The 18,991-nt window shown below is 55.3% G+C and carries 23 protein-coding genes and 1 other RNA gene; 14 read left to right on the top strand and 10 right to left on the bottom strand.

Annotated features, from left to right (window positions below):
• Positions 1-32: 32 nt before the first annotated feature.
• The 5 genes from M0644_RS04035 (at position 33) to M0644_RS04015 (ending at position 3,957) form a co-directional block, all read left to right on the top strand.
• The gene (locus tag M0644_RS04035) at positions 33-980 is read left to right on the top strand and encodes a serine hydrolase (RefSeq protein WP_286626697.1); all 948 of its coding nucleotides are present in this window, start codon (positions 33-35) and stop codon (positions 978-980) included.
• Positions 981-1,751, top strand: a complete 771-nt coding sequence (locus tag M0644_RS04030) for an ABC transporter ATP-binding protein (protein WP_286626696.1) — start codon at positions 981-983, stop codon at positions 1,749-1,751. It begins immediately after the preceding gene.
• Positions 1,744-2,598 carry a DUF6671 family protein gene (locus tag M0644_RS04025; RefSeq protein WP_286626695.1) on the top strand — a complete coding sequence of 285 codons (855 nt, stop codon included), beginning with the start codon at positions 1,744-1,746 and terminating at the stop codon, positions 2,596-2,598. The genes M0644_RS04030 and M0644_RS04025 overlap by 8 nt, the downstream gene beginning before the upstream one ends.
• Before the next feature lie 99 nt (positions 2,599-2,697).
• Positions 2,698-3,018 (top strand): hypothetical protein, encoded by a 321-nt coding sequence (locus M0644_RS04020; protein ID WP_149818381.1) that lies wholly within the window; start codon positions 2,698-2,700, stop codon positions 3,016-3,018.
• A 12-nt stretch (positions 3,019-3,030) separates the two neighbouring features.
• Entirely contained in the window at positions 3,031-3,957 is a 927-nt protein-coding gene (locus M0644_RS04015; protein WP_286626693.1) for an NAD(P)H-dependent glycerol-3-phosphate dehydrogenase, read from the top strand.
• Here the strand turns inward: M0644_RS04015 and M0644_RS04010 are convergent.
• Together M0644_RS04010 and M0644_RS04005 are read right to left on the bottom strand one after the other, a co-directional pair.
• Entirely contained in the window at positions 3,947-4,477 is a 531-nt protein-coding gene (locus tag M0644_RS04010) for an anti-sigma factor (protein WP_286626692.1), read from the bottom strand. The two genes, M0644_RS04015 and M0644_RS04010, sit on opposite strands and share 11 nt — an antisense overlap.
• 41 nt (positions 4,478-4,518) lie before the next feature.
• Positions 4,519-5,184 carry a sigma-70 family RNA polymerase sigma factor gene (locus M0644_RS04005; protein ID WP_149818375.1) on the bottom strand — a complete coding sequence of 222 codons (666 nt, stop codon included), beginning with the start codon at positions 5,182-5,184 and terminating at the stop codon, positions 4,519-4,521.
• A 247-nt stretch (positions 5,185-5,431) separates the two neighbouring features.
• On the opposite strand from M0644_RS04005, the gene M0644_RS04000 reads away from it, so the two are divergent.
• Both M0644_RS04000 and M0644_RS03995 read left to right on the top strand, forming a co-directional pair.
• On the top strand, positions 5,432-6,289 hold the full coding sequence (locus M0644_RS04000; protein ID WP_149821646.1) for a phosphatidate cytidylyltransferase: 858 nt from the start codon (positions 5,432-5,434) through the stop codon (positions 6,287-6,289).
• Positions 6,290-6,466: 177 nt separating this feature from the next.
• Complete coding sequence (locus tag M0644_RS03995) at positions 6,467-6,859, top strand: helix-turn-helix domain-containing protein (protein ID WP_286626691.1); 393 nt, start codon at positions 6,467-6,469, stop codon at positions 6,857-6,859.
• 91 nt (positions 6,860-6,950) lie between these two features.
• Here the strand turns inward: M0644_RS03995 and ald are convergent, their stop codons facing one another.
• From ald to M0644_RS03965, 6 genes are all read right to left on the bottom strand, one after another.
• Entirely contained in the window at positions 6,951-8,039 is a 1,089-nt protein-coding gene (gene ald, locus M0644_RS03990; RefSeq protein WP_149818373.1) for an alanine dehydrogenase, read from the bottom strand.
• Positions 8,040-8,046: 7 nt separating this feature from the next.
• Positions 8,047-8,901 (bottom strand): prephenate dehydratase, encoded by an 855-nt coding sequence (gene pheA / locus M0644_RS03985; RefSeq protein WP_149818371.1) that lies wholly within the window; start codon positions 8,899-8,901, stop codon positions 8,047-8,049.
• An 82-nt stretch (positions 8,902-8,983) separates the two neighbouring features.
• Positions 8,984-9,348, bottom strand: an RNA gene (gene rnpB, locus M0644_RS03980) — RNase P RNA component class A.
• A 7-nt stretch (positions 9,349-9,355) separates the two neighbouring features.
• Positions 9,356-10,078, bottom strand: a complete 723-nt coding sequence (locus M0644_RS03975; protein WP_149818368.1) for a DUF928 domain-containing protein — start codon at positions 10,076-10,078, stop codon at positions 9,356-9,358.
• Positions 10,079-10,176: 98 nt separating this feature from the next.
• Positions 10,177-10,686, bottom strand: a complete 510-nt coding sequence (locus M0644_RS03970; RefSeq protein ID WP_225901532.1) for a peroxiredoxin — start codon at positions 10,684-10,686, stop codon at positions 10,177-10,179.
• Positions 10,658-11,035, bottom strand: coding sequence for a DUF2996 domain-containing protein (locus M0644_RS03965; protein ID WP_226972003.1), 378 nt, complete (start codon positions 11,033-11,035; stop codon positions 10,658-10,660). Before M0644_RS03965 ends, M0644_RS03970 begins: the two co-directional genes overlap by 29 nt.
• A gap of 61 nt (positions 11,036-11,096) precedes the next feature.
• Between M0644_RS03965 and rimI the strand changes: the two genes are divergently transcribed.
• The 6 genes from rimI to aroC all read left to right on the top strand — a co-directional run bounded on the left by rimI (position 11,097) and on the right by aroC (position 15,838).
• On the top strand, positions 11,097-11,648 hold the full coding sequence (rimI, locus tag M0644_RS03960; RefSeq protein WP_286626690.1) for a ribosomal protein S18-alanine N-acetyltransferase: 552 nt from the start codon (positions 11,097-11,099) through the stop codon (positions 11,646-11,648).
• Between the two features lie 90 nt (positions 11,649-11,738).
• On the top strand, positions 11,739-12,914 hold the full coding sequence (locus M0644_RS03955; RefSeq protein WP_286626689.1) for a transaldolase: 1,176 nt from the start codon (positions 11,739-11,741) through the stop codon (positions 12,912-12,914).
• 60 nt (positions 12,915-12,974) lie between these two features.
• Positions 12,975-13,436 carry a ChuX/HutX family heme-like substrate-binding protein gene (locus M0644_RS03950; protein WP_286626688.1) on the top strand — a complete coding sequence of 154 codons (462 nt, stop codon included), beginning with the start codon at positions 12,975-12,977 and terminating at the stop codon, positions 13,434-13,436.
• 6 nt (positions 13,437-13,442) lie between these two features.
• Positions 13,443-14,381: a TIGR01777 family oxidoreductase gene (locus M0644_RS03945; RefSeq protein ID WP_286626686.1), complete on the top strand. Its 939-nt coding sequence runs from the start codon at positions 13,443-13,445 to the stop codon at positions 14,379-14,381.
• Positions 14,382-14,392: 11 nt separating this feature from the next.
• Positions 14,393-14,731, top strand: a complete 339-nt coding sequence (locus M0644_RS03940) for an iron-sulfur cluster assembly accessory protein (protein ID WP_286626684.1) — start codon at positions 14,393-14,395, stop codon at positions 14,729-14,731.
• Between the two features lie 15 nt (positions 14,732-14,746).
• Positions 14,747-15,838 (top strand): chorismate synthase, encoded by a 1,092-nt coding sequence (gene aroC, locus M0644_RS03935; protein WP_286626682.1) that lies wholly within the window; start codon positions 14,747-14,749, stop codon positions 15,836-15,838.
• Here the strand turns inward: aroC and M0644_RS03930 are convergent.
• Positions 15,835-16,557, bottom strand: a complete 723-nt coding sequence (locus tag M0644_RS03930; RefSeq protein WP_190278207.1) for a Bax inhibitor-1 family protein — start codon at positions 16,555-16,557, stop codon at positions 15,835-15,837. The two genes, aroC and M0644_RS03930, sit on opposite strands and share 4 nt — an antisense overlap.
• 77 nt (positions 16,558-16,634) lie before the next feature.
• Positions 16,635-17,528 carry a glutamate racemase gene (murI, locus tag M0644_RS03925; RefSeq protein ID WP_149818353.1) on the bottom strand — a complete coding sequence of 298 codons (894 nt, stop codon included), beginning with the start codon at positions 17,526-17,528 and terminating at the stop codon, positions 16,635-16,637.
• Between the two features lie 308 nt (positions 17,529-17,836).
• Here murI and alr point away from each other — a divergent pair, with 308 nt between their 5' ends.
• On the top strand, positions 17,837-18,988 hold the full coding sequence (alr, locus tag M0644_RS03920) for an alanine racemase (protein WP_286626680.1): 1,152 nt from the start codon (positions 17,837-17,839) through the stop codon (positions 18,986-18,988).
• The last annotated feature ends 3 nt before the right edge of the window (positions 18,989-18,991 follow it).

Genomic DNA, 18,991 nt, shown 5'->3' with positions numbered 1-18,991 from the left:
GCCCAACGCCTCCCCGTCCCAATTTGTTCTTAATGACTTTTCGCTTTGGCGTCAGTGTGGTTGCCCTTGCCACCATAGTCGGCACACTGCTGTCGGTGTTGCAGCCTGAAAAACTGTCCCTAGAGACCACGGCCAGTCAGGCGATCGCCCCCGAAGCACCAATCCCCAACTTGCCCCCAGAACGTCCCCTGACAAACCTGCAACAGCAAATTCAGCAATTAGTGAGCCGTCAACCCAATCTGGCCGCGGGGCTGTACTTTTTTAACCTCGACTCCGGGGCATCTCTGAATGTAGGCGGCGATGCGGTCTTTCCAGCGGCCTCTACGATTAAATTTCCCATCCTTGTTGCCTTTTTCAAGGCGGTGGATGAGGGACGAGTCACGCTCCATGAACGCCTGACGATGCGCCCCGATCTGATTGCTTCTGAGGCGGGCACATTGCAATACCAAAAGCCGAATTCCCAGTACCCCGCCCTTGAGGTGGCCGATTTAATGATTACCATTAGCGACAACACGGCAACGAATATGATTATTGATCGCCTTGGGGGCGCCGCCGTGCTCAACCAACAGTTTCAGGAATGGGGCTTAGAAAATACGGTGATCAACAATCTGCTACCGGATATGAAGGGCACCAACACCACTAGCCCCCGCGACTTGGCAACGCTGATGCTGAAAATTGGTCAGGGGGAAATTGTCTCCCCCCGTAGTCGCGATCGTCTGCTGGACATTATGCGGCGCACGGTCACTAATACCCTCTTGCCCGCTGGTCTTGGCAAAGGGGCCACCATTGCCCACAAAACTGGCGATATTGGTATTGTGGTGGGAGATGCGGGCATGGTGGATATGCCCAATGGCCAACGCTATGTGGCAGCAATGATGGTGAAACGCCCCTACAATGATCCCCGAGGTAGTGAACTCATTCGCCAAGTCTCGCGCATGGCCTACCAAGCCTTCGAGAAACTTCCCCCTCCTCAGCCCTAGATGTCGCAGCCACTCCTGACCTTAGAGAATGTGTGCCGCTACTTTGGCGGCCTCAAGGCGGTTGATCGCGTGTCCTTTAGCGTGGCAACGGGGGAGATTTTTGGCATTATTGGCCCCAATGGCGCTGGTAAAACCACCCTTTTTAACCTGCTGACGGGGTTAATTCCTCTCACCTCAGGAGAAATTCAGTTTCAGCAGCAGCCCCTGCACCTGCTTAAGCCCCACCAGATTGCTGGGTTGGGCATTGCTCGCACCTTTCAAAATATTCGCCTCTTTCCAGAGATGAGTGTTTGGGAGAATGTGCGCATGGGACAGCATCTCCATGCCCCTGCCAGTTTTTGGGCAAACCTCTGGGGAGCAGCCCCTGTACGGTATGCTCAGGAGCGCTTGGAAAACCGCGCCAAGGAACTTCTCTACTGGGTGAATCTCTATGAGCGGCGCCACGAGCGGGCAGGCAACTTACCCTATGGTGAACAACGCCGCCTTGAACTGGCGCGTGCCTTGGCACTGCAACCCCGCCTGCTTTTGTTAGATGAACCCGCTGCGGGTATGAACCCCAAGGAAAAGCAAGACCTCTGTGAGTTAATTCGCCGCCTCAAGGAGACCTTTGACCTGACGGTGATTCTCATTGAGCACCATGTGCCCTTGGTGATGAGTTTGTGCGATCGCTTGGCAGTATTGGACTTTGGTCAACTCATTGCTCTGGGCGATCCCCTGACGGTTAAAAATGATCCCAAGGTGATTGAGGCCTATCTTGGCGGTGATGTTTAGAGCTACAGATCGCTACTTCCAAGGACGCACGGCAATTCTTGCCACCAAGCATGGCAAAGAGCAGGCGATCGCTCCGGTGCTGGCTCGCTTAGGGGTAACGGTAGTTGTGGCCTCAGATTTTGATAGCGATCGCTTTGGGACGTTTAGCCGTGAAATTCCCCGCTGTGGCACCCAAGAAGAGGCGGCTCTCGCCAAGGCAGAAGCAGTGCTGGCACAAACGGACGCAGACTTAGTGGTTGCCAGTGAGGGGAGCTTTGGCCCCCATCCGCAATTTCCGATGCTTCCGAGCGATCGCGAACTCATCCTGCTTGTGGATCGCCGCCATGACCTTGTCTTGCGGGGGGAAGTGCTCTCCCTAGAAACGAACTTTAACCATGCCACCGTGAGCAATCTTGAAGAGGCCTTGGCCTTTGCCGAGCGGGTGGGCTTTCCAGAACATGGTTTGATTGCGATGGCGCAGGCGGATCCTCTACCCAATACGCCAATTTTCAAAGGAATTCAAAGCGAGGAACAGTTGCAAAGGGCGATCGCCACCCTGCAAACCGATCGCCCCACCATTCACCTTGAAACCGATATGCGGGCCCACATGAACCCGACGCGCATGCAGGTGATTGCTCAAGCGGCTGCTGACCTCGTTCAAGCAATGGCTCAGGGCTGTCCTCAGTGTGGTTGGCCGGGGTTTGTGGCTCGTGAGAAACTGCCGGGGCTACCCTGTGAACGGTGTGGCGCACCCACCAGCGCCATCAAAGCCAGCTGTTACCACTGTCAACGCTGTTTGCACCAACTCACAGTACCGGTTCCTGAAACCGTTGCCGATCCCAGTCAATGCTACTTCTGCAACCCCTAGGCAACGACAAAGACTTGGTATAATCCCTTGTACAGCCCTCGGCACCGATTGAGCCATCCTATCGTCTGCATTCCTAGCGCATGTTTTGAGGAGTGACCCATGACACCTCGCTATCTAACCAGTCTTGCCCTTGCTGCACTTACTCTCAATCTCGGGAGTATGGCGCTTGCCCAGACTGCAAACACGAATAACCCAATGGAAGGCTGGCAACAAAACGGCAATGCCAATGATTTGGGAAGCATTCTTAATCCCCAGAATGGCAACTTTTCCGTGCCCGGACTGATGAATCGCCTGCGTTTGATGGATGGTCGCGATCCCAACGAAGTAGTGGCGGATCAAATGGAAAATCTTAATGCTGAAGCAGAGGCCTTTCGCAAACGACAGCAGCAACAATTTCAAAATCTAACGGTTACCCCCTAGGACGGGGATGGTATGTCCCCAAGGGTATTGATTTTGGGCTTAGGTCATTGGGGACAAACACTGGCATACCTATTTGAGCAACAGGGCTGCACGGTCTCCTGCTGGGGGCGATCGCAGGGGGCACTCTCGGCTGTTCTTTTTCAAGACATTCATTTACTGGTTTCGGCTCTCCCCATCAAAGCCGTACGGGAAGTGGCTGCCCAAGTCGCCGCCCTTCAACCCCCCTTAGAAATGATCCTTGTCAGTGCTACCAAGGGTTTAGAAGCAGAAACCTTTGCCACAGCGGCGGATATTTGGCAAACCTACTGCCCGCATCACGATCTTGTGGTGCTTTCAGGACCCAACCTAGCCAGTGAAATTCAGCAGGGATTACCGGCAGCGGCAGTGGTGGGGGGCAACCTAGCAGCAACCAAGCAAGTGCAGGACTGTTTGGGCAGTACCACCTTTCGCCTCTATAGCAATGAGGATCGGCGGGGTGTGGAAATGGGGGGCATCTTCAAAAATGTGATTGCGATCGCCTGTGGCGTCAATGATGGTCTGGGTCTGGGCGTCAATGCCCGCTCTGCCCTGATTACCCGAGGACTGGTGGAAATGGTGCGGGTGGGTACCCACTGGGGCGGACAAGTGGAAACCTTCTACGGCCTTTCAGGGTTAGGAGATCTCCTCGCCACCTGTACCAGCGCCCTGAGTCGCAACTATCAAGTGGGGTGGCATCTTGCCCACGGTAAGTCCCTCTCCCAAGCCCTAGCGCTGACCAAGGGGACGGCTGAAGGGGTGAACACTGCTCGCGTGCTCTGCACCTATGCCCAGCAGCACCAGTTAGATATCCCGATTACGGCGATGGTGAATGCCGTTCTTAGTGGCCATCTCACTCCCCAAGCTGCCCTCAACTGTCTTTTGGAGCGTCCCTTCAAGCCGGAGATTATTCCTAGTCAGTAGCTTCAGTCCTTGGCTGTGAACTTGCCTGGGGTGCCGGCAGCGCCGCAGGAGCCGTTTCACTGACGGGAATGGCCACAGGGGGACGGTCAAGACTGAGCATCAAGCCGACTGCCGTTGGCTCAATCGGTAGGGGAGATACCTCTGGCTCAATGCCAGCAGGACTGGTGATAGCTACAGGCAGACTGGGGAAGGGATTGGGAATTAGACCCGTCAGGATTGCCACGAAGGATGCCGCTAGGGTTGCTCCCGCACTCCCTAAGACCCAAATACGACGGGGGCGATGGGCCTTAGCAATCACTTGAGCGGCCAAACGATCCGCTGGACAGGGGGTCAAGGGTACGGGCAGTTCTTGCATCTGCTGCTTGAGGGTCAGGAGTCGCTGATAGAGGCGTTGGCCTTCGGGGTCAGTGGCCAGCCATGCTTCCACCTGTTGCCGTTCTGCAGCCGTCACTTCACCATCGAGGTAGGCGCTCAGGAGTTCAAAGGTATCGCGTTTGCAGTGATCAAGTTCGTCCATCATAGGGGTCTGTCCTTGCAGGAAAAGGGTAGGGGTGATTCGCATCAGGTTGAAGGGAGATCGAGGTGGGGTTGGAGTTCTAGTTGGAGTCGCTGTCGGGCACGGGCGATTCGCGATTTCACGGTTCCGAGGGAAACCCCAGTGATTTGGGCAATTTCTTCGTAGGAGAGGCCTTCAATTTCCCGCAGAACAATCGTTGTCCGAAAGGTTTCCGGTAGGTTGGCGATCGCCCGCCGTAATTGATCATAGAATTCATCCGTACGCAACCGGTCATCGGGACTGGCATCACTGGCGGCAAGTTCCCAGCTCATTTCACCCTCTTGGGTTTTCAGGGGTGCATCCAGCGACAGGGGCGGTTGATGGCGTTTGCGTTTGCGCAACTCATCGTAAAACAAGTTGGTGGCAATGCGGCTGAGCCAACCCCGAAATTTGCTGGCGTCTTGCAGTTTGTGAATGTTGCGATAGACCCGAATCCAGACTTCTTGCACAAGGTCGGCGCGATCGTCCCAGTCGGGCGCGAGGTGATAGATAATTCGCTCCACATGGGATTGGTATCGCCGCAACAATTCAGTAAAGGCAGCGCGATCTGGGGTTCTGCCGGCTTGACAGCGGACAACCAACTCTTGGGGTGTAAGTTTTGTCAGCGGCAGCGTCACCCGAGCACTGGTCTCCTCAACACGCGTCCAAGCAAGGGGAAGACTGGATGTCATGGATACAATCGACCTCAGACCAATCGCTTTTCATGACGCCCTTGCCCCCATGATGTTCCATAATCCGTTATAGCTTGGCAAGGACACTGCCATGCATCCTGTCTTGGCTGCGAGTCTGTTAATGTTCCCTTAACGTTGGTGAATTTAGATTAAACTTTTTATTGTAGCGGCGATCGTTCTTTGGACGCGCTACGCAAACACTCAACGCGCGGCTCAATGTAACCCCTTATCACCGCCCCTCACCACCATGCTCTGGATCCGCATTGCCAGTGGACTTGTCGCGATCGCTCTCGCGCTGCTAATGACCTTTCTAGGCGGTTGGTATTTTTGTCTGGGCATTGGGGCACTGATTTATCTGGGTCAACTGGAATACTTTGAATTAGCCCGTGCCAAAGGGAGTGCGCCGGCGGCTAAAACCACCCTCGTGGTGAGTCAAGTGCTCCTCATCACCTCACTGCTGCGTCCAGACCTTGCGGATGCTGTCTTTCCCGTCGCAGGTACCTTCATTTGCTTCTACTTGCTATTTCAACCCAAGCTGGCCTCGATCGCCGACATTTCCACCTCAATCATGGGGCTGTTTTACGGCGGCTATTTGCCAAGCTATTGGGTGCGCTTGCGGGGATTGGAGCAACAGGCAACATTACCTTTGGGAGGATTTTGGCCAGAGCAGTTTCAACTCACCGCTTTGCCCTTGGGGTTGCAGGTAACCCTCTTGGCCTTTGTCTGTATTTGGGCGGCAGATATTGGTGCCTATGCTGTTGGTAAGCTCTTTGGCCGGACACGGCTTTCCCACATCAGTCCCAAGAAAACCGTAGAAGGGGCAGTGTTTGGCGTTTTAGGGAGTTTAGGCGTCGCCCTTTGGGGAGCACATTCCCTCGGCTGGCCACTCCCTTGGCTTTTGGGTGCAATGTTTGGCCTCATGATTGGCATTGCCAGTCTATTGGGGGACTTAACGGAGTCAATGATGAAACGGGATGCCGGCGTCAAAGATTCTGGCCAGTTGATTCCCGGGCATGGCGGCATTTTGGATCGCGCCGATAGCTATGTTTTTACGGCACCCCTTGTGTTTTACTTTGTGACGTTACTATTGCCCCTGTGTCAATGAGTTTCTTGCCATTCAATCTACCAAAATTCGCCGCAGTGCTCCGTCTATACCGCAAAGCGGTTAGGTAGTGGTGAGGCGGCGGGCGACCATAGGGAGCAGTCACTCAATCTCAGCTTGTTGCTGGATATATTGAGCTAGCACCGAACATCGGGTGCGACTGATAGCTATAGTCCACTCATGATCACCCTGACGTACGAGTACAGGCTAAAACTAACCCAGCAGCAGGCCAAGCAGATCGACTACGATCTAGAGGTGTGTCGCCAAGTTTGGAATGATGCGCTGAGGGAACGCAAAGACTGGATTGCTTCGCGCAAATGTCCAGTCAATGCCTGCTCTGTGCATAGCGAGTACATCATCTCAGCGGATGCCCCTTACCCCAGCTTCAACGTGCAGTGCCAACGATTAACCCAAGCAAAGCAGACCAACCCTGATTTAGCGTCGGTTAACACCCAAGCATTGCAGCAAGTCTTGAAGCGGGTGGTTGGCCTCGATGTTGGTCTGGAATACTTTCTCTCCACCTCGGACGGACTTCAACTAGCACGGCCTAGGTTTTTCGTAGAGATGCTGTGAACGGGGAATCTCCTGCTATACGCCTAGCGTTAGCGGGATGAGCGTCAATGAGAACGGGGCTCAGCCTGTCCAGAGGTACTTGATCGTCCGCCTAAAGATCAGGAAAGACAACCCGCACATCGGGATGGACTAAATGGTGCTGCTTGACCACTAGACCCTTGGCAAGGGCAGGGGAGAGTTCGAGGGCGCGATCGCCATGATCGGCGAGGCAAAGAATATAGGGCAAGGTGCTATTCGTCAGGGCTTGGGTGGCTGTCCAAGGCACGGCTCCCGGCATATTCGGCACGCCATAGTGAACCACACCAAAGGCGGTATAGGTGGGGTTGGAATGGGTAGTGGGTCGCAGCGTTTCCACACAGCCCCCTTGATCCACGGCCACATCAATGATCACTGCTCCGGGGCGCATCGTTTGCACAAGGGACTTGGGCACCAAACAGGGAGGACGCTGACCCGGCACAAGGACAGCACCAATCACTAAGTCCGCTTGGGGCAATAGCTCAGCAATGAGGTGAGAACTGCTGTAGAGGTACTCCACCCGGGCGCCAAAGAGGGTTTCTAGGTACTTGAGACGCTCGACATTAATATCGAGAATGCTCACCTGTGCCCCCAAACCCACAGCCATCCGCGCCGCTTCTGTGCCGACGACACCGCCCCCTAAAATGACAACCCGCCCCGGCCGCACCCCCGGAATGCCACTGAGGAGCACTCCCCGCCCCCCTTGGGTACGCTCTAGGAAGCGGGCACCAAACTGCACTGCCAAGCGACCGGCAATCATGCTCATGGGGGTTAGCAGCGGGAAGCTGCGTTGGTGATGCGTTTCTTCAACACTTTCGTAGGCGATCGCGGTAATCCCCGATTCCAACAGAGCCACCGTCAGCTCCCGACTAGCGGCAAGGTGCAAGTAGGTAAAGAGCAGTTGGCCAGAACGCAAATAGCGATACTCCGAGGGCAAGGGTTCCTTGACTTTGACCACCAGTTGGGCATCCCACGCGGCTTGAGCCGTGGACACAATTTGGGCACCTGCGGCAACATAGGCCTCATCGAGAAAGCCTGAACCCACCCCCGCGCCACTTTCAATGAGAACCTCATGGCCGCGCTCCCGCAGACTTTGTACCCCCGCTGGCGTCAGACCGACGCGGAATTCTTGATCCTTCATTTCTTTGGGGACACCGATACGCATGGCCAATCTATTCTCCGAGGTCTAGAAATTGATAACTACCAAAGACTTTCAACACATCTGTAGCGTCCTTAAGCGCCAGCAGACAATCAGCCACCACATCAGGGCGACCATTCACCTCTAGGTCAACAAAGAAGAGATAATCCCCCAAAGCACGTTTGCTGGGGCGCGATTCAATGCGGCTGAGGTTAATCTGGCGATCGCTAAAGAGTTGCAGCACCTTGAGCAGGGCACCGGGGGCATTGGCCTTCAGGCTAAAGGCAATGGAAGTGTGGGTATCCCCCGGCTGGGGCCAGCCATCCCCCTGTTGGCGACTCACCACCCAAAACCGCGTGCAATTGTCGGGAATATCCTGAATTTCGGTGGCGACAATGGGTAGTTGATGGAGTTGGGCGGCTCGTACGGAGGCGATCGCCCCCACCCGATCGGATTGAGCCACGTATTGCAGCCCTTCGGCGGTGGAGGTCACCGGACATTGGCGCGCATGGGGAAGATGGGCTTGTAACCAGCGCTGGCACTGCCCGAGAGCTTGGGGATGGGAATAGACCGCTTGAATTTGGGCGAAATCTGTGGTTTGGGCAATGAAGGCATGGACAATGGGGCGGATAAAGGCGTACTGAATGTGCAGCGTATCCAGTCGCCACAGCGAATCAAGGGTAATGTTGACACTGCCCTCAACCGAGTTTTCACTGGGCACCAGCGCTAAATCTAATTCTCCTACCGCCAATGCCTCCAGACAGCCGGCGATCGTGATCATCGGCACAAGGCAAAGGCATACTCCCTGTTGTTGCTGCCATTGGGCATAGCTTTGGGCAGCTTCTTCGCTGTAGGTGCCCACTGGGCCAAGGTAACCCAGCTTCACCATAGATGGACTTCAATACAGAGGCAGAAAAGAGTCAAGGGCACGTCCCCAGGGGGCATTTCTCAAGATCATAAAAAATGATTAATGAATGAGTTAGACGTAAGCCGGGTTCTGTTCAAAGGGTGGTTATCTATCTGGGACACTTGTTACCAAGTGCCTCTAGCGGCTCTGGCTAGCAAAGAACTGGGGAAAAGACCAACCCTGGTTCCTTAGCGCTAGCACACCTTGCTTCCAGCCGGGGTTTACCGAGCCAACACCTCTCGATGTTGCTGGTGCGCTCTTACCGCACCGTTGCACCCTTGCCTGTGAGGTTTCCCTCCATCGGCGGTATATTTCTGTGGCACTATCCTCGCGGTCACCCGCACTGGGCGTTACCCAGCAAGCTTGGTCTTTTGGAAGCCCGGACTTTCCTCAGGAGTGAGAGACTCCCGCAACCACCGCGCTAACTCATTCAGTTTTATTGTACTAGGGGTGCTTGGGCAATACTCCCTAGACCAACGGCAGATAATACGGCGACCCATTCACTGCGGGCTAGGTTCCGTGTGGCTTCATTCCCTTGCAGCTCGGCCAAAATCGCCAAGGTTTCGTACCAAAGACCCGCATCAACTGCTGCCCCAAGGCGATCGCCCCCACTCTTGCCCTGAAGTTGCTTTGCCAAATCCGTTGCCGGCTGCACCCGCGAAATCACGCCACTGACAGAGATAAAGGCGGAGGGATCATCGGCATCAGCACCACACAGTAGGGTAAAGGTCCAGCGGTAGTCTTGGCCGGGTTGGAGTTGCACATTGGGCTTCAGTGCCAGAATCCCCGGTTCAGCGGGTAGATCCACCACCATTGTTGCTAGGGGACGATGCTCAGCATCAGCAATCACCACTTCCCCCTGCGTGGCTTTGCTCTTGGGCACAAAAACAAAGAGGGTTGGTGTCGCCACAGCCGTTTGGCCAAGGTGGGTATCAGGGAGTAAGGCGGTTAAACGTTCACTGCCGCTAACACAGGCTCCACGGGTTGCCCCCCCAAAGCGACTACCGGGAACACCACGGTTCGGCAGATTCGCCCGCAGCCGCGCCACAAGACTGGAAGGCTGACTCACCACAGGGGTCGTTCCCTGCGCAAGGCTGAGAGAACCAAGGGGCAACAGAAAGAGGGTCACCGCAGGTACAAGGGCAAGGTAGGAACGCATGGCCAAACTCCTAAGAAGAATGGCTCTACCCTAGCCCTAAGGAGTCGGCCTTGGCAGTGAACTCGCTTACCGTTGGGGTGTGATTGCGATCGCTTGTTTTAGGCAGTGGCACTGGCCAACTGACGCAAAATCTTGAGCGCCTCATCTACGTGGGCTTTGAAGTTGAGCATAGAGTCAAAAACGTAGCGCACCACACCCTCTTGATCAATGACATAGGTGACCCGCCCCGGAAAGAGACCAAAGAGCGAAGAGGCACCATACTGCTGGCGAACCTTGTTGCCGGGATCACTGAGGACGAGAAAGGGGAGTTGGTGATTTTTCTGGAAGCCCTGCTGCCGCTCCACGGGGTCGCCACTAATGCCAATCACTTCAGCACCCAGTTCTTGGAAAACACTGTAGGCATCGCGAAAGGCACAGGCTTGAATCGTGCAGCCGGGGGTTTCTGAGGCGGGGTAAAAGTAGAGGACAACGTTCTTTTTGCCACGAAAGTCGGAGAGCTTCACCTTGCGGCCATCGGCAGCCGTGAGTTCAAAGTCAGGGGCGCGATCGCCCACTTGAATTGCTGTGGCCATACTCTCGCTAATTGCCTCCCAACCACTTTTGGCCATTCAGGCGCTGCATCACCCCAAAGACTAGGAGATCAAGCGTTACTTTACGCTCATCCCCCAAAAATGGCTCAATGGTGCTGGGGGTAATGCCACCGCTGCTACAGACAAAAGCCTTCGGCCCTTGGATATCCCCCTCTAGGAAGTAGAGGCGAAACTGATACATTCCCTTGCCCCACTCACCCATCACGGTATTCTCCTCTAGGCGCAGACTCACATCCCCCACTTTGGCGCTGAGGGCGTTCTGGAGAGCAGGCAAAAAAGCCTCATTAATAAACTCAGCAAAGGGTTTATCCTCAATGGCGGGGGGCTTTTCTTTTTTGGGGGCTTGGGTGGGCGTCTCTTCTGCCATAGCGCTGCTACACGGTACCATTTCCTCTGCATGATAGCACTCTCCCTTGCAGGCAACGGCCATGGGGCAATTAGAATTACGACGCCCAACGATCAAGGATTTAGATAGCATCGTTCAACTGGATCAGGTGTGTCTGGGGGGCTTTTGGTCGCACCAGGGCTATGCCCGTGAGTTGGAGAATCCGCAACATACGCTGCTGGTGGTGGCCACCCTTGATCAAGTGTGGGGCTGTGGCGTGAGCTGGGGGATTGCCGATGAATTGCACCTTGTGTTGCTGATGGTGCATCCGCAGTACCGGCGGCAGGGGTTAGCGGGGTTACTGCTGTGTCGGCTCTTGCAACTGGGGCATCAAGGGGGCGATCGCCAGTGGGCAACTTTGGAAGTACGCGCCAGCAATGCAGCCGCCCAACGACTCTATCAGCACTTTGGCTTTGAACTGGTCGGACGGCGTCCCCACTACTACGAGAACCCCCCAGAGGATGCCCTGATTCTTTGGCGCAATCACCTCAATACTCCCGAAATGGGGCAGGAACTTGAGCAGCACTGGCAGCACTGGCGATCGCGGGTTGAGGCGCAAGGTTGGTTGCTCAGCGATCGCACTGAGAGAACCTAGGGGTGACATATTGCGCTTTGTTACGGTGCTTTCCCCGACCCTTGGGCTGGCGAACGATAATGAAAGGGACACCTTTGGGAGACCTGTCTCATGAACTTGCTGGAACAGTTGCGACAAATGACAGTTGTGGTCGCTGATACGGGAGACATCCTCGCCATTGAAAAATTCACCCCCCGCGATGCCACCACGAATCCCTCGTTGATTACGGCTGCTGCCCAAATGAAGGAGTACCAGCCCATTGTCGATGAAACCCTGCGCAAAGCCAAAGCTGATTTGGGGTCTGGTGCTACTCCCCGTGAGATTGTCTCCCTTGCTGTGGATCGCTTGGCGGTGGCCTTTGGCTTGAAAATTTTGCAAATTATCCCCGGTCGGGTCTCAACGGAAGTAGATGCGCGGCTCTCCTACGATACAGAAGCTACAGTGCAAAAGGCGCGGGAGTTGATTGGCCAATACGAAGCCGCAGGTGTGGGGCGCGATCGCGTGCTGATTAAAATTGCCTCGACTTGGGAAGGCATTCGTGCAGCCGAAATTCTCGAAAAAGAGGGCATTCACTGCAATTTAACCCTGCTGTTTGGCTTCCATCAGGCGATCGCCTGCGCTGAGGCGGGTGTGACATTGATTTCCCCCTTTGTTGGGCGCATTCTCGACTGGTACAAGAAAAAAACAGGTCGTGCCGAGTATCCGGGGCCTGAGGATCCAGGGGTGATTTCCGTCACCAAAATCTACAACTACTACAAGAAATTCGGCTACCCCACGGAAGTGATGGGCGCCAGCTTCCGCAACATTGGCGAAATCATTGAACTGGCCGGCTGCGATTTGCTCACCATTTCCCCGGCCTTGCTCCAAGAGCTACAAAATACCAGTGGCGAGCTAAAACGCAAGTTGGATCCGGCGATCGCTGCCACCCTTGACATTGAAAAAGTCGCTATGGATGAAGCCACCTTCCGCAAGATGCACGCGGCTGATGAGATGGCCAGTGAAAAACTGGATGAGGGCATTAAGGGCTTCACCAAGGCACTGGAGACCCTTGAGGATCTCTTGACGCAGCGACTGGCCCGCCTTGAAGGGGCGGAAACCCTCACCCATGCAGCAGAAGAACTCTTCCATGTCTATGACCTCGATGGCGATGGCATTATTACCCGCGAAGAGTGGCTGGGAACGGATGCAGTGTTTGATGCCCTCGATGCCAACCACGATGGTAAGGTCACGCCAGAGGATATGGGCGCGGGTCTGGGCGTTGTGCTGCATTTGGCTAAGGCGAAATAGAGAGCTAACTCGGCAGGCTTGCATCGGCATCCCCTGTGCGTCACAGTGGAAGAAGTGTTCATGGCTGATGCACCAACGATGTCTGATACTTCTCCCTCCTTTCAGCAATTCCTCAGGGATTGTGAGCAATTGGGGCTACTGCGCCTTGTGGTTACAAACGAAACTGCCGTTCTGGAGGTGCGATCGCCCCTCACCAAGGTCTTCTATGCCGAACTGCCCAAGGGGCGCTATGCCAATATGCACACGGAGGACTTTGAGTTTCACCTGAATATGGATCAGGTGGCCAAAGTTCGCTTCGAGGAGGGGCAAGCCAAGCGGGGCAACTTTCCCACCTACGCCATTCGCTTTCTCGATGCCAATGAAAAATCTGTCCTCAGCGCCTTTTTGCAATGGGGCAAACCCGGTGAATACGCCGCAGGTCAAGTGGCAGCTTGGCACGCCCTGCGGGAACGCTACGGTACAGAGTGGCAACCCGTGGTGGCCGACCTTGAGGCAAAAGCGTCCAGCGCAACCCATGGATAGGCATCTATGAGAGTCGTTGTAACCGGTGCTACTGGATTTGTCGGGCAGCAGGTCGTCAGCGCCCTCAGCGATCGCGGCGATCACGTGGTTGCCTTAGTACGCTCCCCGTCGAAAGCCGCCAAACAATTCGCTGGCATGACCCATGTTGAATGGGTGGGCTATACCCCCAAAGCCGCTGGGGACTGGTTTGCTGCCCTTGAGGGGGCGGATGCAGTAATTAACTTGGCAGGAGAACCCCTTGCCAATGGTCGCTGGACAGCGCAGCGCAAACAGGAGATCTACGATAGCCGGGTTGTCGGCACACAGCAGTTGGTGCAGGCGATCGCCCAATGTCAACAGCGCCCGCAGGTATTGGTCTCCACCTCTGCCATTGGCTACTACGGCACTAGCGATACAGAAATGTTTGTCGAAACCCATGCAGCGGGAAATGATTTTCTGGCCAAGGTCTGTGTGGACTGGGAAGCGGCTGCCCAAGGGGTAACGGATTTAGGGGTGCGGTTAGTGATTCTGCGTTTTGGCATTGTCCTCGGCGAGCAGGGGGCACTGGCCAAGCTCCTATTGCCCTTTCAGTTATATCTAGGGGGGCCCCTTGGCTCGGGTCAGCAGTGGTTTTCGTGGATCCATCAGCAGGACTTAGTGCGCCTGATTCTAGCCGCAGTGGATCAAGCGGGAATGCAGGGGGTTTACAATGCCACCGCCCCAGAGCCACTGACGATGGCGGACTTTTGCCGGGTATTAGGAGAGGTGATGCAGCGCCCCTCTTGGTTGCCTGTGCCTGCCCCAGTTCTCCAATTGCTGCTTGGGGAAGGAGCTGATGTGGTGCTCAAGGGGCAGCGGGTCTTGCCGGAGCGAACGCTGGCTACGGGATTTCAATTTGACTACCCCAACGCCAAGGCAGCTCTCACCAACCTCCTCAAACCACGATATACTGATGGTTCCCGCTAGTTTGGTGCAAGATGGTGGAATTGACCCCCGCAGCCATTCAAGAGTTGGAACGTCTCCAAGCCCATGGCGTCAGTCGAGGCCAAGCAGCCATTCTGCGGATTCAGGTGCAACCCAGTGAGTGCAGTGACTGGCGCTACGATCTTGCCCTTGTGGCCGAACCCGAGCCGACGGATGTGCTCACCCAGTCCCAAGGCTGGACGATCGCGATCGCGGCGGAAGCGGCTGAGATGTTGCGGGGCTTGCGGGTGGATTACATCGAAGACTTAATGGGGGGCGCTTTTCGCTTCCACAATCCCAATGCCAGTCAAACCTGTGGCTGTGGCATGGCCTTTCGGGTGAGCGGATCGTAGGTTTCAGAAATCACTATGGGCAATACGTTTGGGCATCTCTTTCGCGTCACCACCTTTGGTGAATCCCACGGGGGCGGTGTGGGGGTGGTTGTGGATGGCTGCCCTCCCCGATTGGAACTGTCAGAAGCGGATATTCAAAAGGAACTGGATCGCCGCCGCCCCGGCCAAAGTCGTCTCACGACCCCTCGCCAAGAGAGCGATCGCTGTGAAATTCTCTCCGGGGTCTTTGAGGGCAAAACCCTCGGCACGCCCATTGCGATTCTGGTGCGCAACAAGGACACTCGCCCCGAAGATTATGCCGAAATGGCACAGGTCTATCGTCCCTCCCATGCAGATGCTACCTATGACGGCAAATATGGGATTCGCAACTGGCAAGGGGGTGGGCGTTCCTCGGCACGGGAAACCATTGGGCGTGTGGCCGCGGGGGCGATCGCCCGCAAAATTCTGGCTCAAGTCGCGGGTACCGAAATCATTGCCTACGTCAAGCGGGTCAAGGACATTGAAGCCATTGTTGATCCTGATACCGTGGCAGCGGCTGCCGTTGAGGCGAATATCATGCGCTGTCCCGATGCCACCACCGCAGAAAAGATGATTGCCCTTGTGGATGAGGTGCGGCGGCAAGCCAACTCCATTGGCGGTGTCATTGAGTGCGTGGTTCGCAATGTGCCTGTCGGCCTAGGCTCCCCCGTCTTTGACAAACTAGAAGCAGATCTTGCCAAGGGGGTGATGTCGCTGCCCGCCAGTAAGGGCTTTGAAATTGGTTCTGGCTTTGCCGGTACCCTGCTCACGGGTCAAGAGCACAATGACGAGTTCTATACCGATGAACAGGGGCGCATTCGCACCCGCACCAATCGTTCTGGGGGGGTTCAGGGGGGCATCTCCAATGGCGAAAACATTATTTTGCGGGTAGCTTTTAAGCCCACCGCCACCATTGGCCAAGCCCAGAAAACCGTGAACCAAGCAGGTGAAGAAACCATTCTAGCGGCAAAAGGACGGCATGATCCCTGTGTGTTACCGCGAGCGGTGCCGATGGTCGAGGCAATGGTAGCTCTCGTTCTCTGTGACCATCTGCTCCGGGATCATGCCCAGTGTCATCTGCTGTTTTAGCGACTGCGATTGAGGGCAATCAGTAACCGCAGGATAAAGATAAACAGGTTGATGTAGGTCAAGTACATCGAAAGGGCAGCAGAGAGGTACTGATCATCGCGGTAGGTACGGGGCAGCACAAAGAAGTCCACCACCGCAGCCCCCACAAAGAGCACGACACCAATGCCAGAAATCGCAATTTCCAGAAACGTGGGTGTAAAGACACCAAAGAAGCTGAAGACTAACTGGAGAACGAGCACCACCAGCAGGGCAATAATCCCCAGTTGTACCGTTTTGGCAAGGGCAAAGCCATCGCGTTCCGACAGATTGGAACCAATGGGACTAGCGGCCATAAACGTGATGCCACAGCCGCCAGCGGCAATGATGATCCCCATAATGCCCACGGTGCTGAGGGCAAGGGCAATCAATCCAGAGAGCGTATAACCCGACAGCAAACTGTAGGTGGCCAACAGGGGTAGGGCTAGCCCATTGTTCCCTTTGCGAGCGGCTCCCTGCGCCACAAAAAAGAGGACAAGTTCAGCAATAATGGCCACAATAAACGTGGGCATGAAGAGTTGGGGCGCAGCAGCAAGCACGCCCAGACCACCCCAGCTACCCACCGCCGTCAGGACGAGGCCACCACCGACAAAGGGCAGGGCATTGCGAATCACATTGGGACCGACGATCGCGCTACTACGCGCCTCGCGAATCGCCTCTTGAAAATTACTGGTACTACTCACGGGAATCCTCCAAGGGTGGTGAATAGACAACATGGCCAGATGGCATAGTTCTATTGTGCCAAAATTCCCAAGGGCACCTAGCTGGCAACAACCACGGAGACCTCTGGTGGCGGGGCGGTTATCTCTAATGGCGGATAGAATTGGGTCAAGACACTCAAGGATAGATGCTCCACCGTTGGGTAGTATCCCAGCCATTGACTGGCTAACTGGGCAAATTGTTCGGGTATCCCACTGACATAAAAGTGCACTTGGCCTTGGGGGCAAGGAGTCGCTAAATTCATGGCTTCTAGTTTGCGCACTGTTGCACGGGCAACGGCATGGGCAGGATCAAGGTGATGAACCGTTGCGGGCAAATACTGCTCAATCACAGGGCGCAGGTGGGGGTAATGGGTGCAACCATAAATGAGGGTATCGGGGTCAAATTGAACTAGGGGGTTTAGGGTCTGACAAACAATGCGGTGGACGCGATCGCCCTCTAGGCAATTGCTTTCCACAAGGGGGACAAACTCAGGGCAAGCCACTTGAGCGATCGCCACTGTGGGTGAGAGTTCCTGAAGTGCCCGTGCATAGGCACCGCTTTTAACCGTTGCGGGGGTAGCAATGACACCAATGCGCTTTCCCAGCGTGACCGCCATCTTGGCAGCGGGGACAATCAAGCCAAGGATCGGAAAGGGAAACTCACTGCGAACCTGTGCCAAGGCAAGGGCTGAACTAGTATTGCAGGCCATTACCGCCATCTTGACGCCTTGGGAATGCATCCACGTCAAAATCTCCCGCACATATTGCAGGATTTCACTGCGGCGGCGAGTTCCATAGGGCAACCGTGCTGTATCCCCAAAGTAGAGAAACGATTCTTGGGGTAAAAGGCGTTGGAGTGCCTGTAAAACCGTTAGGCCCCCCACCCCACTGTCAAACACGCCAATCGCTCCCAGAGGATTTAGCCCTAGGGATGTCTTGTGCCAGTTGTCCACTCGAACCTCGACCTCACACCAACAAAAATGACATTGCCCCGTTCAGCAAGAGAGCAACCACAGCCAATCTACCGCCCTTTTCACCGGGATGAAACACGCTCCAAACCGTGAGAGCCACAATACATCCCCTCTATGGACGCTAGGTCTGAGAAAAGGGCTGTAGTGCCACTCTAGCAGGTTTTGCCAAGAACCGAATAATTGACGCCAAGACCGAACATCGGGTGCTATACATTGAATCACAGAGCACCTGTGGCTGTAAGTTTCGTCACCCCCTACTGGGGAATTATGGTGTGAGGATAGGAAAAACAATGCTCAGTCAGGAACAGCTCACCAGTTCCCATGAGTGTGAGCGCGCGTGGATTGAAATTGATTTAGCGGCCTTGGCAGCCAATACCCAACATCTTCGCCAATGGCTGGCACCAACAACGGAACTTTTAGCCGTGGTGAAAGCAGATGCCTATGGTCATGGTGCCCTCACGGTGGCACAGACGGTTTTAGCCCACGGTGCAACTTGGCTAGGGGTGGCAACAATTCCCGAAGGGATTGCCCTACGGCAGGCGGGGATTACAGCGCCAATTTTGGTCTTGGGATCCGTCAATTTGCCCGTGCAGGTGCAGATGATGGCCGAGTGGCAGCTTCAGCCCACCCTCTCTACACCCAAGCAAGCCTTGATTTTCTCCGACTACGCCGATCATCTGCGGGAACCCCTTGATGTCCATTTGATGATTGATACGGGCATGTCTCGCTTGGGCTGTCCGTGGCAGGATGCCGTGGGTTTTGTGCAGTTTGTGCAGCGGTTACCCAACCTCCGCATCCAAGGGATTTATTCCCACTTTGCCAGTGCCGATGACCCTGACCCCAGTTTGATGCACCAGCAGCAGGCCTATTTTGAGCAGGTGTGTCAAGAACTTGCTCCCCTTGGGTTGGGATCGGTGCGGCGTCACATGGCCAATTCAGCCGCCACCTTGGCCAATCGCAGTAGCCACTATGACATGGTGCGGATTGGTTTGAGTCTCTACGGTGTGTATCCTGCCCCCCATTTACGGGAGGTGGTGCCGCTGCGACCAGTCATGCAAGTGCGATCGCGCATTACCCTATTGAAAGAGATTCCCGCCCATACGGGCATTAGCTATGGCCACCAATTCATTGCCCCCAAGCCGATGAAAATTGCCGTTGTTGGCATTGGCTACGCCGATGGGGTGCCCCGCCTTCTTTCCAACAAGCTTGAAGTCTTGGTTCAAGGAAAACGGGTGCGCCAAGTGGGAGCCATTACGATGGATCAACTGATGATTGATGTCAGTGACATTGATGGCTTGCAAGAGGGGGATGTCGTCACGCTCCTAGGCGAAGATGGCGAGGATTGCCTAACCGTAGAAACTTGGGCGGATACCCTAGGCACAATTACTTGGGAAATTCTCTGCGGTTTCAAGAACCGCTTGCCGCGTATTCCTGTCTCCTGAATT

It is taken from the genome of Thermosynechococcus sp. B1, assembly GCF_030322985.1.
Classification (GTDB): Bacteria; Cyanobacteriota; Cyanobacteriia; order Thermosynechococcales; family Thermosynechococcaceae; genus Thermosynechococcus.
The sequence above is the reverse complement of the archived record's forward strand: the minus strand, read 5'-3'. Positions and strand labels throughout refer to the sequence as shown.

Excerpts from the sequence above, each read along its gene's own strand:
- alr (WP_286626680.1), top strand. The coding sequence starts at position 17,837 with ATGCTCAGTCAGGAACAGCTCACCAGTTCCCATGAGTGTGAGCGCGCG.
- aroC (WP_286626682.1), top strand. The coding sequence starts at position 14,747 with ATGGGCAATACGTTTGGGCATCTCTTTCGCGTCACCACCTTTGGTGAA.
- M0644_RS04010 (WP_286626692.1), bottom strand. The coding sequence starts at position 4,477 with ATGATGGACGAACTTGATCACTGCAAACGCGATACCTTTGAACTCCTG.
- M0644_RS04035 (WP_286626697.1), top strand. The coding sequence starts at position 33 with ATGACTTTTCGCTTTGGCGTCAGTGTGGTTGCCCTTGCCACCATAGTC.
- M0644_RS03995 (WP_286626691.1), top strand. The coding sequence starts at position 6,467 with ATGATCACCCTGACGTACGAGTACAGGCTAAAACTAACCCAGCAGCAG.
- M0644_RS03940 (WP_286626684.1), top strand. The coding sequence starts at position 14,393 with ATGGTGGAATTGACCCCCGCAGCCATTCAAGAGTTGGAACGTCTCCAA.
- M0644_RS03945 (WP_286626686.1), top strand. The coding sequence starts at position 13,443 with ATGAGAGTCGTTGTAACCGGTGCTACTGGATTTGTCGGGCAGCAGGTC.
- M0644_RS03965 (WP_226972003.1), bottom strand. The coding sequence starts at position 11,035 with ATGGCAGAAGAGACGCCCACCCAAGCCCCCAAAAAAGAAAAGCCCCCC.
- M0644_RS03970 (WP_225901532.1), bottom strand. The coding sequence starts at position 10,686 with ATGGCCAAAAGTGGTTGGGAGGCAATTAGCGAGAGTATGGCCACAGCA.
- M0644_RS03955 (WP_286626689.1), top strand. The coding sequence starts at position 11,739 with ATGAACTTGCTGGAACAGTTGCGACAAATGACAGTTGTGGTCGCTGAT.
- M0644_RS03950 (WP_286626688.1), top strand. The coding sequence starts at position 12,975 with ATGGCTGATGCACCAACGATGTCTGATACTTCTCCCTCCTTTCAGCAA.
- M0644_RS04005 (WP_149818375.1), bottom strand. The coding sequence starts at position 5,184 with ATGACATCCAGTCTTCCCCTTGCTTGGACGCGTGTTGAGGAGACCAGT.
- M0644_RS03975 (WP_149818368.1), bottom strand. The coding sequence starts at position 10,078 with ATGCGTTCCTACCTTGCCCTTGTACCTGCGGTGACCCTCTTTCTGTTG.
- M0644_RS04030 (WP_286626696.1), top strand. The coding sequence starts at position 981 with ATGTCGCAGCCACTCCTGACCTTAGAGAATGTGTGCCGCTACTTTGGC.
- pheA (WP_149818371.1), bottom strand. The coding sequence starts at position 8,901 with ATGGTGAAGCTGGGTTACCTTGGCCCAGTGGGCACCTACAGCGAAGAA.
- ald (WP_149818373.1), bottom strand. The coding sequence starts at position 8,039 with ATGCGTATCGGTGTCCCCAAAGAAATGAAGGATCAAGAATTCCGCGTC.
- rimI (WP_286626690.1), top strand. The coding sequence starts at position 11,097 with ATGGGGCAATTAGAATTACGACGCCCAACGATCAAGGATTTAGATAGC.
- M0644_RS04020 (WP_149818381.1), top strand. The coding sequence starts at position 2,698 with ATGACACCTCGCTATCTAACCAGTCTTGCCCTTGCTGCACTTACTCTC.
- M0644_RS04015 (WP_286626693.1), top strand. The coding sequence starts at position 3,031 with ATGTCCCCAAGGGTATTGATTTTGGGCTTAGGTCATTGGGGACAAACA.
- M0644_RS04025 (WP_286626695.1), top strand. The coding sequence starts at position 1,744 with ATGTTTAGAGCTACAGATCGCTACTTCCAAGGACGCACGGCAATTCTT.
- M0644_RS04000 (WP_149821646.1), top strand. The coding sequence starts at position 5,432 with ATGCTCTGGATCCGCATTGCCAGTGGACTTGTCGCGATCGCTCTCGCG.